Origin of the sequence: Amycolatopsis thermalba (assembly GCF_003385215.1) — a bacterium.
In the GTDB taxonomy this organism is placed as follows: Bacteria; Actinomycetota; Actinomycetes; order Mycobacteriales; family Pseudonocardiaceae; genus Amycolatopsis_E; species Amycolatopsis_E thermalba.
Window position 1 is genome coordinate 30,844 of sequence record NZ_PQHW01000004.1, and the last position, 12,285, is coordinate 43,128.

Annotated in this window: 13 protein-coding genes; 7 read left to right on the forward strand and 6 right to left on the reverse strand. The window is 72.3% G+C overall.

Annotation, left to right across the window (positions count from 1 at the left end):
* Window positions 1-9: 9 nt before the first annotated feature.
* Together D0D15_RS02780 and D0D15_RS02785 are read right to left on the reverse strand one after the other, a co-directional pair.
* Entirely contained in the window at window positions 10-1,245 is a 1,236-nt protein-coding gene (locus D0D15_RS02780) for a cytochrome P450 (protein ID WP_094006218.1), read from the reverse strand.
* The gene (locus tag D0D15_RS02785) at window positions 1,245-1,991 is read right to left on the reverse strand and encodes an alpha/beta fold hydrolase (RefSeq protein WP_094006217.1); all 747 of its coding nucleotides are present in this window, start codon (window positions 1,989-1,991) and stop codon (window positions 1,245-1,247) included. Before D0D15_RS02785 ends, D0D15_RS02780 begins: the two co-directional genes overlap by 1 nt.
* Window positions 1,992-2,076: 85 nt before the next feature.
* Here D0D15_RS02785 and D0D15_RS02790 point away from each other — a divergent pair, with 85 nt between their 5' ends.
* On the forward strand, window positions 2,077-2,484 hold the full coding sequence (locus D0D15_RS02790) for an NlpC/P60 family protein (protein WP_094006216.1): 408 nt from the start codon (window positions 2,077-2,079) through the stop codon (window positions 2,482-2,484).
* Here the strand turns inward: D0D15_RS02790 and D0D15_RS02795 are convergent.
* Together D0D15_RS02795 and D0D15_RS02800 are read right to left on the reverse strand one after the other, a co-directional pair.
* Window positions 2,462-3,460: a hypothetical protein gene (locus tag D0D15_RS02795; RefSeq protein WP_143266204.1), complete on the reverse strand. Its 999-nt coding sequence runs from the start codon at window positions 3,458-3,460 to the stop codon at window positions 2,462-2,464. The two genes, D0D15_RS02790 and D0D15_RS02795, sit on opposite strands and share 23 nt — an antisense overlap.
* 56 nt (window positions 3,461-3,516) lie before the next feature.
* Window positions 3,517-3,762 (reverse strand): hypothetical protein, encoded by a 246-nt coding sequence (locus D0D15_RS02800; RefSeq protein ID WP_094006214.1) that lies wholly within the window; start codon window positions 3,760-3,762, stop codon window positions 3,517-3,519.
* 157 nt (window positions 3,763-3,919) lie between these two features.
* On the opposite strand from D0D15_RS02800, the gene D0D15_RS02805 reads away from it, so the two are divergent.
* The 4 genes from D0D15_RS02805 to D0D15_RS02820 all read left to right on the forward strand — a co-directional run bounded on the left by D0D15_RS02805 (window position 3,920) and on the right by D0D15_RS02820 (window position 10,269).
* Entirely contained in the window at window positions 3,920-6,271 is a 2,352-nt protein-coding gene (locus tag D0D15_RS02805) for a Tex family protein (protein WP_094006213.1), read from the forward strand.
* 28 nt (window positions 6,272-6,299) lie between these two features.
* Window positions 6,300-6,743, forward strand: a complete 444-nt coding sequence (locus tag D0D15_RS02810) for a DUF6401 family natural product biosynthesis protein (protein WP_094006212.1) — start codon at window positions 6,300-6,302, stop codon at window positions 6,741-6,743.
* Window positions 6,744-6,829: 86 nt separating this feature from the next.
* Window positions 6,830-9,658: an AfsR/SARP family transcriptional regulator gene (locus D0D15_RS02815; RefSeq protein ID WP_115944217.1), complete on the forward strand. Its 2,829-nt coding sequence runs from the start codon at window positions 6,830-6,832 to the stop codon at window positions 9,656-9,658.
* Window positions 9,655-10,269, forward strand: a complete 615-nt coding sequence (locus D0D15_RS02820; RefSeq protein WP_094006210.1) for an SDR family oxidoreductase — start codon at window positions 9,655-9,657, stop codon at window positions 10,267-10,269. Before D0D15_RS02815 ends, D0D15_RS02820 begins: the two co-directional genes overlap by 4 nt.
* Here the strand turns inward: D0D15_RS02820 and D0D15_RS02825 are convergent.
* Window positions 10,263-10,730 carry an Lrp/AsnC family transcriptional regulator gene (locus tag D0D15_RS02825; protein ID WP_094006209.1) on the reverse strand — a complete coding sequence of 156 codons (468 nt, stop codon included), beginning with the start codon at window positions 10,728-10,730 and terminating at the stop codon, window positions 10,263-10,265. The two genes, D0D15_RS02820 and D0D15_RS02825, sit on opposite strands and share 7 nt — an antisense overlap.
* Before the next feature lie 79 nt (window positions 10,731-10,809).
* Between D0D15_RS02825 and D0D15_RS36825 the strand changes: the two genes are divergently transcribed.
* Window positions 10,810-11,307 (forward strand): Glu/Leu/Phe/Val dehydrogenase dimerization domain-containing protein, encoded by a 498-nt coding sequence (locus D0D15_RS36825; protein WP_240325168.1) that lies wholly within the window; start codon window positions 10,810-10,812, stop codon window positions 11,305-11,307.
* Window positions 11,286-11,822, forward strand: coding sequence for an NAD(P)-dependent oxidoreductase (locus D0D15_RS36830; RefSeq protein ID WP_244214930.1), 537 nt, complete (start codon window positions 11,286-11,288; stop codon window positions 11,820-11,822). The genes D0D15_RS36825 and D0D15_RS36830 overlap by 22 nt, the downstream gene beginning before the upstream one ends.
* Before the next feature lie 54 nt (window positions 11,823-11,876).
* On the opposite strand, the gene D0D15_RS02835 is transcribed toward D0D15_RS36830, so the two are convergent.
* Window positions 11,877-12,248, reverse strand: a complete 372-nt coding sequence (locus D0D15_RS02835; RefSeq protein WP_094006208.1) for a winged helix-turn-helix transcriptional regulator — start codon at window positions 12,246-12,248, stop codon at window positions 11,877-11,879.
* Window positions 12,249-12,285: the final 37 nt, after the last annotated feature.

A 12,285-nucleotide genomic window follows, 5' to 3' on the forward strand; every position in this document is an offset into this window, starting at 1 on the left:
AACCCCACTTCACCAAGCCAAAGGCAAGTGCGTCACCCCGTTGATGAAGTTCGACGTCAACCGCCGCACCTCACCCTCCACTCGCACCTCGGGCAGCATCCTCACGAACTCCCGGAAGAACACCCGCATCTGCAACCGCCCGAAATGCGCCCCCAGGCACAAATGCGGCCCCTGCCCGAACGCCAGATGATCATTGGGCGTCCGCGCGACATCGAACCGATACGGATCCGGAAACTGCCGCTCGTCGAAATGGGCCGAAGCGAAGTACACCACAACCTTGTCCCCCGCAGCGATCCGCTGCCCACCCAGCTCGGTATCCACCGCAGCCGTCCGGCGGAAGGTCAGCACCGGCGGGTGCCACCGCAGCATCTCCTCCACCGCTGAGGGCACCAGCGACGGATCCGCCCGCAGCCGCCGGTACTCGCCCGGGTGCTGCACCAACGCCAGCACCCCGCCCGGCAACGCGCTGCGCACGGTGTCGTTCCCGGCGATCACCATGAGGAAGAAGAACATCCGCAGCTCGGCGTCGTCCAGCGAGCGTCCGTCCACAGTGGCCTGGACGAGCGCGGTCATCAGGTCGTCGGCCGGGTCGCGCCGCTTGGCCTCCGCCAGCTCCTGCGCGTAGCCGAACATGTCGGCGAGCATCGCCGGTGACCGCGGATTGATCGGTTTCCCGTCGGGGCCCCGCACGATCTCGGCGTGCTCCGGGTCCTGGTAGCCGATGACGCGGTTGGTCCACTTCAGCAGCAGGCCGCGGTCCTGCGGTGGCACCCCGATCAGATCGGCGAGGTTGAGCAGCGGGAAATCGTCGGTGACCTCGACCGGCAGATCGCACCGGCCGCGCGGCACCACCGCCCCGATCAGCGCCCGCGCCCGCTCGGCGATCTGGTCGGCCGAGCGTTCCAGCCGCCGCCGGGTGAACACCGCGGACACGATGCGGCGCAACCGGTTGTGCTCCGGCGGGTCCATGTTCAGGATCATGCGCCGGATGAAGGTGAGGTCGTCGGGCTCGGGGTCGCGGATCTGCGTCGCGCCGAGCCACGACGAGAACACCTCCGGCGTGCGCAGCACGTGCTTCACGTCGGCGTACCGGGTCACCGCCCAGTAGCCGGGTCCGGACGGCCAGCCGAGCACCTCGTGTTCGTCCTGCCACGCGACCGGTTCGGTGTCGCGCAGGCGGCGCAGGTCGTCGTGCGGCACGCCGCGGGCGAACACCCTCGGGTCGAAGACGTCCACATCGGACATCAGTGCTCGTCCAGGAACACTTCGATCATGTTGGCCACGGTCACCGGCACCTCGTCGGCCGCGTAGTGCCCGGCGTCCGGCAGGACCTCCAGCTCGAGCTTCGGGTACCACTGCCCGAAGGTCGCGAGCATGACGTCCTCGCTGAGCGCGGGATCGTGCTCGCCGACGACGACCTTGATCGGCACCTCGTTGCCCGCGATCCGGTCCGAGAAATCGGTCTTCGCCCACGCCTCCAGGTACTCGGCGAACGCGGTCCGGTCGGAGTTCTCCAGCGAATGCCGGACCATGCCGTCGAGCCACGAGCCGGGATGGCGGCCGCCGGTGGTGAAGTCGATGATCGCGCGGCGGCTGGCCGGATCGTCGGCGGCGCTGCTGAACAGGCGCCAGGTGTCCTCGTCCATCGGCACGCCGCTGGCCGGGACCGGGGAGATCCCGAACAGCGACCGGACGCGGCCGGGTGCCTCGGCGAGGACGTACTGCATGACGCTGCCGCCCATCGAGTGGCCGACGAGGGAGAACCGGTCGTGGCCGAGTTCGTCGGCGAGCAGCAGCACGTCACCGGCCGCCTCGGCGACGGTGTGCGCGCCCGCCTCGTCCTTGCGCGTGCCGTAGCCGCGGTAGTCGGGGAAGAGGTAGGTGAACCGCTCGGCGTCGAGGTGCGGGGTGAGTTCCTGCCACGCCTTCGACGACCCGAACCAGCCGTGCAGCACGAACACGACGTGCTCACCGGTGCCGACCCGCTCCATGTGCGCCTCCCAGTCCTCGCTGACCCGTTGCAGTGGCGAGCTTGGCACACTCGCGGCGCGTTGGCACGACGCGCAGAATGATCTTGTGGACTCCCTGCTCACCCGGCTGCCCGCGTGGCTGACGACGGTGCCCTACGACGGCTCCCGCATCCCCGGTTCCGCCGGTGACCCGGCCTCGGGCGCGAACTGCCAGGTCTACGCCTACGCAGTGCTCCGGCACTTCGGCCGGGCGGCGCCGGACCTGCGCTCCCGCGAGCTGTGGCACGACACGGCCTGGACGTCACGGGTGAGCGAGCCGGAGCCGCTGGACCTGGCGTTGTTCAACCGCACCGCCGACCCGTTCGGCGCGCACGTGGGCATCTGGACGGACGACGACCGGGTGCTGCACCTGTGCGCGGAGATCGGCAGCCCCGCGGTGTGGACGCCGGCACAGTTCGCGACACGCGAGCACTACCGCACGCTGATCGGCTTCAAACGCTGCCACCGAGCGTGACCTTGGTTTCCGTCGCCGGCGAAGCCGCAGTACGCGATTGGCCGGCCGCGGGCAGCGCCGAGGCACCCGCCACGACGAGGACCACGCCGCACAGGGCACCGGCCAGTGACACCGAAGCGAACAGCGCGCTCACCTCAGCGTTGTTGCTGAGCGCGATGTGCGTGGGCCCGGAGGTGACCACGACGCCGGTGCCGGCCCAGGCCACCGCGGCCCGCGGCAGCACGCGTCCCGCGCCCCAGCGCCGCACCAGGCTCAGCACCGCGACGGCGCCCGCGGCGACCAGCAGCCCTTCCGCGAACAGGAAGGACCGCTGCCCCGCGGTGTCGAAACCGGCCGGCCCGCCCCAGCGCCCCCCGGACACCGACCACACGATCAGCATCACCGCGTACCCGAGGACGACCACCGCGGCCGGCGTCGCCAGCGCACCGGCCCGGCCGGCGACATCCCGCAACCGCACCGCCCGGGCCCGGAACACCGCCGGCCACCGGTCCCGCGCGTAGCCGGCGAAGGCGGCCAGCAGCCCGGCGGCCTGCGCGACGAACCCGCCGTACACCACGGCGTACACCCAGCCCTGCAGACCGTTGTCCGCCGGCGACGGGGAACCGCCCAGGACCGCCTGCACCACCAGCCCGACCGGAAGGCCGAGCGCGATCGGCGCCAGCAGCCCCGTCGCCGCCCAGATCGGCCCCAGCACCACCACCCGCGGCAACCCGCGCCCCCACCGGTAGGTCAGCGCGAGCACGAGCGCGATGGCCGCCAGCTCCATGAGCCCGGTGATCACGTCACCCACCAGGTGCCGCGTGTCCAGCAGTTCCGCGGCGCCGGCGGCGGTGGCGGCACCGGCGCTGCTCCCGGACAGCCACATCACCTTCAGCGCGAGGTACGGCACGCAGGCCGCGATCGTCGCGTAGCAGATCCCCAGCCGGACCGGTCCCGGCCCGCTCCGCCGCACATCGGCGGCTCCCATCGATACCATGACCGGAACGTAACCGGGCGAACCTGAGATCGCGCTGAGCCGGGCCCGGAACGCGCTCAGGAGCACTCTTCCGCGTGGTTCTGCCACCGCATCGCCGCGTGCAGGGCCTCGATCAGCCGCTCGTCGTCGGGCACGCTCGGCTCGCCGCCCAGCGGGATCCAGCGCTCGCACACCTTGCGATCGTCCTCGTACCCGGTCAGCAGCATCCCCGGGTACGACAACGTCACCGGCTCGCCGTCCGGCCCGTCCACGTCGACCCGCCGGAGGTGCATCGCCACCCGCACCTGCCGCTTCCCGCCCATCCGCACCTGCCCGACTCGACCCCGGTACCCCGAGGTCGCGGCCGGGCTCGCGTTGGTTACCGCGCCGATCCTCCCGATTCGGCAACGGCGGGCCCCCCTTGCGTGTCCCGCCGGGGACGGCGCAGGCAGAATTGGCCCCCGCAACCGCGAGCAGGGAGTGATCAGCATCGTGACAGTGGCCGTGCAGTCGATCGAGCAGAAGATCGCCGAGGAGCTCGGCGTCCGCGAAGGGCAGGTCAAGGCCGCCGTGGACCTGCTCGACGGCGGGGCGACCGTGCCGTTCATCGCGCGGTACCGCAAGGAGGTGACCGGCGCCCTCGACGACGCCCAGCTGCGCACGCTCGAAGACCGGCTGCGTTACCTGCGGGAGCTCGACGAGCGCCGGACCGCGATCCTCGAATCGATCGGCAGCCAGGGCAAGCTCACCGAGGAGCTGGCCGAGGCGATCCGCGCCGCGGACACCAAGGCCCGGCTGGAGGACATCTACCTCCCCTACAAGCCCAAGCGCCGCACCAAGGCCCAGATCGCCCGCGAGGCCGGCCTGGAACCGCTGGCCGACGGCCTGCTGAACGACCCGAACACCGACCCGCAAGCCGCCGCGGCCGTGTTCGTCGATCCCGAGAAGGGCGTGGCGGACGCCCAGGCCGCCCTCGACGGTGCCCGCGCGATCCTGGTCGAGCGCTTCGGTGAGGACGCCGACCTGATCGGCGAGCTGCGGGAGAAGATGTGGACGCAAGGCTACTTCTCCTCGAAGGTCCGCCAGGGCAAGGAAACCGAGGGCGCGAAGTTCGCCGACTACTTCGACTTCGCCGAGCCGTTCACCAAGATGCCCTCGCACCGCGTGCTGGCGATGCTGCGCGGCGAGAAGGAAGACGTCCTCGACCTCACCGTCGAGCCCGAAGAGCCTTCCGATGAGCCGAAGGTCGGTCCCTCGGACTACGAGCGCCGCATCGCGCAGCGGTTCGGCATCACGAACGAGGGCCGCCCGGCCGACAAGTGGCTGCAGGACACGGTGCGCTGGGCCTGGCGCACGAAGATCCTCCTGCACCTGGGCATCGACCTGCGGATGCGGTTGCGGCAGAAGGCCGAGGAGGACGCGGTGAACGTGTTCGCCGCGAACCTGCGTGACCTGCTGCTGGCCGCGCCCGCCGGCACCCGCGCCACGATGGGACTGGACCCGGGCTTCCGCACCGGGGTGAAGGTCGCCGTCGTGGACGCCACCGGCAAGGTCGTCAACACCCACACGATCTACCCGCACCAGCCGCAGAACCGCTGGGACTCCTCCATCGACGAGCTGGCGAAGCTGTGCGCCGCCCACTCGGTGGACCTGATCGCGATCGGCAACGGCACCGCGTCCCGGGAGACCGACCGGCTGGCGATCGAGCTGATCAAGCGGCACCCCGAGCTGAAGCTGACCAAGGCCGTCGTGTCCGAGGCGGGCGCGTCGGTGTACTCGGCGTCGGCGTTCGCCTCGCAGGAGCTGCCGGACCTGGACGTCTCGCTGCGTGGCGCGGTGTCGATCGCGCGGCGCCTGCAGGACCCGCTGGCCGAGCTGGTGAAGATCGACCCCAAGTCCATCGGGGTCGGGCAGTACCAGCACGACGTGTCCGAGGTGGCGCTGTCCCGGTCGCTGGACGCGGTGGTCGAGGACTGCGTGAACGCGGTCGGCGTGGACGTCAACACCGCCTCCACCCCGCTGCTGACCAGGGTCTCCGGCATCACCGCCGGCCTGGCCGAGAACATCGTCAACCACCGCGACACGCACGGCCCGTTCCGGTCGCGCTCGGCGCTGAAGGAGGTCCCGCGGCTGGGCCCGAAGGCGTTCGAGCAGTGCGCCGGCTTCCTGCGGATCCGCGGCGGCGACGACCCGCTGGACTCCTCCAGCGTGCACCCCGAGGCCTACCCGGTGGTGCGGCGGATCCTGTCCAAGACCGGCACCGAGCTGCGGGAGCTGATCGGCAACGAGCGGGTGCTGCGCAAGCTGCGCCCGGAGGACTTCGTCGACGAGACCTTCGGCCTGCCGACGGTCACCGACATCCTCGCCGAGCTGGAGAAACCCGGCCGCGACCCGCGCCCGGCGTTCAAGACCGCGACCTTCGCCGAGGGCGTGGAGAAGATCGGTGACCTCAAGCCGGGCATGCGGCTGGAGGGCGTGGTCACCAACGTGGCCGCGTTCGGCGCGTTCGTCGACATCGGCGTGCACCAGGACGGCCTGGTCCACGTGTCGGCGATGTCGAAGAACTTCGTCAAGGACCCGCGTGAGGTGGTCAAGCCGGGCGACATCGTCAAGGTGAAGGTGCTTGAGGTGGACATCGCCCGCAAGCGGATTTCGCTGACCCTGCGCCTGGACGACGAGGTCGGCGGCGGCCGCGCCAAACCCGCTGGTGGCGGCGGTGGCGAGCGCCGCGGCGGGCAGCCGCGCAAGGGCGGTCAGCCCAAGCGCCGCGAGCCGTCCGGCGGTGGTGGCGCGCTGGCCGATGCCCTCCGAAAGGCTGGCTACGGTCGCTAAACCGCCGTTCGGGGTCCATCATCGAAGGGTGCGGTGGGCCGATTCCCTGGCAGATCGATCCGCGCGGCGGTGGCTGCGCGGAATCGCCGGGCGGCTCGACTCCGGCTGGCGGGCGCTGGCCGGAGACCCTTCGTTGTGGCGGACGTTCGACCGCCACCTGGCCGCGGTCGACGACGCGGTGCGCTGCGAGGCGGACATGGTCTCCCGCCAGGAGCCGGTGTCGCGGCTCGTCCTGCTGGCCGGTCACGCCCACGACGTGTGGACCGAGGCCGAGGAGCTGGACTGGCGCCCACCGGCGGCCCCCGGCGGCTGGACCGAGCGGGAGTGGACGGGGTTGCGCCTGCTCGCCTGTCTCCGCCTGGCGGCCGACGAGCCACGCGGCCCGAAGCTGCCCGCCGACGCGGAGTTCGCCCGCACCCGGCCGGTCGAAACCGGTGAACAAGTGAACAATCGGCGCGAATACTTTCGCTGAATTTCGGGCGAAAGCCGCCGAACGGTACTGGTGAATCGTTGACGGGTTTGCCTACGATCGGATTTCCTTTTTTCCGGTCGGGGGCGATGCCGTTGGTGTTCTTCCGCATCCTGGGGCCGCTCGAAGTGGCGGTGGGGGCTCGTCCCGCGCCGCTCGGCGGTCCGAAACCGCGCCTGCTGCTGGCCGCGCTCCTGCTCCAGCCCGGCGTCGTGGTGTCCGCCGACGCGCTGACCGACGTGCTGTGGCCGGGGCGCGCGCCGCGGTCGGCGGCCGCGAACCTGCGCACCTACGTGCACGGCCTGCGGCGGGTGCTGGGCGACCGGATCGAGGGCCGCGCGGGCGGTTACCTGCTGCACGCCGGGCCGGACGAGCTGGACGCGACGGTGGCCGAGCGGCTCGTGGCGCGGGCGCACGCCGAGCGGGCGCCCGCGCTGCTCGACCGGGCCGCGGCGCTGTGGCGCGGTGCGGTGCTGGAGGACCTGCCGCACCACCACACGTGGTCGTCGGCCGTCGCGCGGCTGAGCGAGCTGCGGTTGTCGGTGCAGGAGGAACGTCTGCGGTTCCACGTGGCGGCCGGGCGGCACGCGGACGCCATCGTCGAGCTGCGTGGCCTGCTGGCCGAGCAGCCGCTGCGCGAGGAGCTGTGGCGGCTGCTCGTCGTCGCGCTCGGTGCGAGCGGGCGGCAGGGCGAGGCGCTGGCCGCCTACGCCGAGGCCGAGCGCGTGCTGCGGGCGGTGCTGGCCACCGAGCCGGGTCTGGGGTTGCGGCAGGCGGTGGCCGGCTTGGACGCTCCGGTGCCGGTGTGCCAGCTGCCGCTGGACCTGCCCGACTTCACCGGCCGGGAGAGCCGGCTCGCGGAACTGACCGGCCTGCTCGACGGCGAGCGTCCGGCGGTCGTGGTGTTGTCCGGCCCGCCCGGCGCGGGGAAGTCGGCGCTGGCCGTGCACGCCGCCCACGCCGCGCGCGGCCGTTACCCGGACGGCCAGCTGTACGTGGACCTGCGTGGCACGTCCGAGTCGCCGCGGCGGCCGCTGGACGTGCTGGCCGAGCTGCTGCACGCGCTCGGCGTGCCCGACACCGGAATTCCGCGCGGGCTCGGCGAACGGTCGGCGCTGCTGCGGTCGCGGCTGGCCGGGCGTCGGGTGTGCGTGGTGCTCGACGACGCGGGCAGCGCCGGGCAGGTGCGGCCGCTGCTGCCCGGCGCGGGTGCGTGCGCGGTGCTGGTGACCAGCCGGGGGCGGCTGCCCGATCTGACCGTCGCGCGGCACGTCGACGTCGGGGTGCTGACCGGCGCGGAGGCCACGGAGCTGCTGGCCCGGATCGCCGGGGCCGGCCGGGTGGCGGCCGAACCCGAGGCGGCGGCCGCGATCGTCGAGGCGTGCGGACGGCTGCCGCTGGCGATTCGCATTGCCGGGGCACGGCTTTCGCACCGGCGCGAGTGGACACTTCGCACGCTCGCCGTCCGGTTGGCCGACGAGCGGCGGCGCCTGGACGAGCTGCGCGTCGGCGATCTCGCGGTGCGGGCGAGCCTCGCGTTGAGCTACGACCAGCTGCCGGGCAGCTGCGCGCGGGCGTTCCGGGCGCTCGGCGCGTTCGGGCCGTTCCCCGGCTGGGTGGTCGGGGCGCTGCTCGGCCGGGAGCACGCGGACGACGTGCTGGAGGTGTTGGTCGACGCGCACCTGGTGGACCTGGTGGGCGAGCCGCCCCGGTACCGGCTGCACGACCTGGTGCGCTGCTACGCGCGGGAACTCGGTGAGCCGGACTCCGATGCCGTCCGCCGCGTCGTCGAGGGGTACCTCTCGCTCGCCACCGAGGCGGCGGAACGGATGCCGGTGCGCTTCTTCGGCGCCGCACCGGAGCCGAGGCCGGCGGACCTGTGGTGTCCGGGCCGGGTCGAGGATCCGGTGGCGTGGTTCGCGGGCGAGCGACCGGTCCCCCTCGTCGAGCTGGCGGTGGACCACGGCTTCGACGCGCTGGCGTGGCGGCTGGCCACGGCGTTCACCCCGTACTTCGACCTGCGCGGGCACCACGAGGACTGGCGCCGCACGCACGAGCTGGCGCTGGGCGCGGCCGAGCGCGCGGGCGATCCACGTGGGCGGGCGGTGGTGCTGCGCAACCTCGGGCAGCTGGAGGTCTACCAGGACGACTACACCGCCGCGCGTGCGGCGTTCGAGCGGTCGCTGGCGTTGTTCCGGGGCATCGGCGACGACCAGGGCGCGGCGGTCGCGCTGGCCGGGCTGAGCACGATCCGGCGCGTCTCGGGCAAGCACGAGATGGCGCTGCGGCACTGCCACGACGCGCTGGAGTTGTTCACCCGCAGCGGCGACCGGCACGGCGAGGCCGTGGTGCGGATCGCGATCGGGTCCGTGTGGCTGGCGCGCGGCTGTCACGCGACCGCCGAGCGCTGGTTCACCGACGCGCGTGAGGCGTGCGTCGAGATCGGCGACCGGCACCGCGAGGCGCACGCGCGGCACCGGATGGCGTTGCTGCACCAGCAGCGCGGCAACCTCGGGCGGGCCCGCGAGGAACTGGACCGGGCCATCGCGATCTTCGGCGAGCTGGGCGACGACCACTGCGTCGGCTACGCGCACCAGAGCCTCGGCGAGCTGTGCCTGCGCAGCGGCGACCTCGCGCACGCGAAGCTCCTGCTGGTGAACTCGCTGTCGGTGCACCGGCGCGACGGCGACCGGCGGTCGGAGGCCGAAGCCGGGCAGCTGCTGGGCGAGGTGCACGAACGGCTCGGGCAGGTCCGCGAGGCCCGCGGCCTGTTCCGGCGATCACTGGAGATCTGGTCGGAGCTGGGCGCCGAAGAAGCGGCGGCCGCGCTGCGGGAACGGTTGAGTCACCACCCATTGACCATGATCGCCGTCGGGTCCATCCTGGTGCCCTCCGAGAGAGCCGGGAGGGAGCCATGAGCACCTTCGTCGTGGTCGGCGGCAACGGACGGACCGGACGCCGGGTCGGGGAACGGCTCGCCGGTGGCGGTCACCGGGTGGTGGTGGCGAGCCGGAGTTCGGAGCCGCCGCTGGACCTGACGACGAAACCCGATCCGGCGATCTTCGCCGGCTCCGAGGGGGTCGTCATCGTGGCGGAACCGCCGAAGGAGCCGGACGCGGCGGAGGCGGCGATGCACGGGGGTGTCGCGGCGATCGCGGAGATCGCGGCGCGCGAGGACATCCCGGTGGTGCTGGTGTCCCAGATCTACCTCACGCGGCCGGCCGAGCACCCGGAGATGAGCGCCCGCATCGAAGCCCGCGCGCGGGGCGAGCAGGCGCTGCGCGAGAGCGGCGCGCAGTACACGATCATCCGGCCGAGCTGGCTGCACGACCTGCCGGCCGGCGGGGTGCGCATCGAGCAGGGCGACACCGGCGAGGGCCGGGTCAGCCGGGAGGCGGTGGCCGACGCCGTGGTCGCGGCGCTGTTCGACCCGGCGGCGTCGGGCAAGACGTTCGAGCTGCACGACGACGAGGACTCGCCCCGTCCGGACTGGCCGTCGGTGTTCGCCGCGCTGCACCCCGATCAGTGACGCGCCTCCGGTAGCGGGTCCAGCACCTGCTTGCTGTGGTGCTGGTAGATGATCGACGTCCGGAAGGTGACCATCTCCCGGCGGCTGGTGAACCGTTCGAGCAGGAACGCGTGCAGGTGGTCGATGTCCTGCGCGGTGACGTGCACGAGGAAGTCGTCGCTGCCCGCGATCGTGAAGACCGAGATGACCTCGGGCAGCTGCGCCAGCGAGCGTTCGAACGCGTCCACCACGTCACGCGTCAGCGGCCGGATCTGCGCCGCGACGATCGCCTGCACGCCGCGGTTGAGGGCGTTGTAGTCGATGTCGGCGTGGTAGCCGCGGATCACGCCGCGCTTGCGCAGCAGGCGGATCCGTTCCAGGCAGGTCGACGGTGCGATGCCGACCTTGCGGGCGATGTCCCGGTTCGACTGCCGCGCATCCTCCTGCAGAAGCCGCACGATCGCCGAATCAAGTTCGTCCATGTTCGCAGCTCCGATGTTCGTGCCGAATATCGTTCGGCGGCGACGCTTCGTCGTTGTGCATCAGCCTAGCTTTCCCGGCATGGAGCATGAAGAGGTGAAGGTCCGCCGCGGTCCCCGCTCGCGGCTGCCGATCGTCGTCGCGATCCACTCCCGCGCCCTCGGCCCCGCGGCCGGCGGCATCCGGCTGCGCCGCTACCCGGACTGGCGGGACGGCCTGGCCGACGCGCTGCGCCTGTCCGAGGCGATGACCGCCAAGAACGCGGCCGCCGGGCTGGACTTCGGCGGTGGGAAGAGCGTGATCACGCTGGGGCCCGGTGTGGAGCTGACGCCGTCGCTGCGGGAGGCGGCGCTGCTCGACGTGGGCGAGCTGATCGAGTCGTTCGGGGGAACGTACTTCGGTGGTCCGGACGTCGGGACGGGGCCGGACGACATGGTGGTGGTGCGGCGCTCGACGTCGCGGGTGTTCTGCCTGCCCGTGGAGCACGGTGGGACGGCTCGTCGAGCATCCCGACGGCGCTGGGGGTGTTCGCCGCGGTGCGGGCGGGGGCGCGGCACGTGTTCGGGAGTCCGGAGCTGAGCGGTCGCACGGTGGTGATCAGCGGGCTGGGCTCGGTGGGGGAGCTGGTGGCGCGGCACGTGGCAGCGGCGGGGGCGCGCGTGGTGGTGTCCGATGTGGACCCCGCGAAGCGCGATTCGGCGTACGAGTGGGTGGATCCGGAGAAGGCGCTGCGGACGCCGGCGGACATCCTGGTGCCGGCCGCGGTGGGTGGTGTGCTGTCGCCGGAGCTGGTGCCCGAGCTGGCGGCGCCGCTGATCGTCGGGCCGGCGAACAACCAGCTCACGGCGGATCCGGTGGCGGACGAGCTGGCCGCGCGGGGGATCGTGTGGGTGCCGGACTTCATCGCCAGCGCGGGCGGCGCGGTCTACACGCTGCTGCGCGAGGTGGAAGGACTGGACGAGGCGGCGGCGAACGCCCGAGTGGAGTCGATCGGCGCGACGGTGTCCGCGGTGCTGGACACCGCGCGGGACAAGAGAACGACACCATTGCGGGAAGCCCGCCAACGGGTCGAGACCCGGTTGACGGGGCGATGAGGGGTGGCTGGCGCAGCTTCCCAGTGCCCACCCGCCCAACGTCACCTTCAACGGTCAGCGCAACTTCTGGTCGTAAGCCTCACGGGCGTCCAGCATTTCCTCCCAGTGCTCACCCGCCCAGGCACACACCACCTTCATCGGTTCCAGCATGCTGCGCCCCAGTGGCGTGAGCTCGTACTCGACGCGGGGTGGCGTGCCGGGCTGGCTGGTGCGGCGGACGAGGCCGTGGCGTTCGAGCCCGCGCAGCGACTTGGTGAGGGCCTTGGGCGTGACGCGGCGCAGCGGCACGCGGAGTTCCGAGAAGCGCCGGGGGCCGTCCTCGAGGCAGGCGATCACCAGTGGCACCCACTTGTCGCCGAAGCGGATCGGCGCCAGGTCCGAGGGGCAGAGTTCGTCGAACATGTCCGGCGGCAGGGGTTCGCGCATGCTGCCACGGTAGCCGGTATCCGGGTGGAAACCGGGG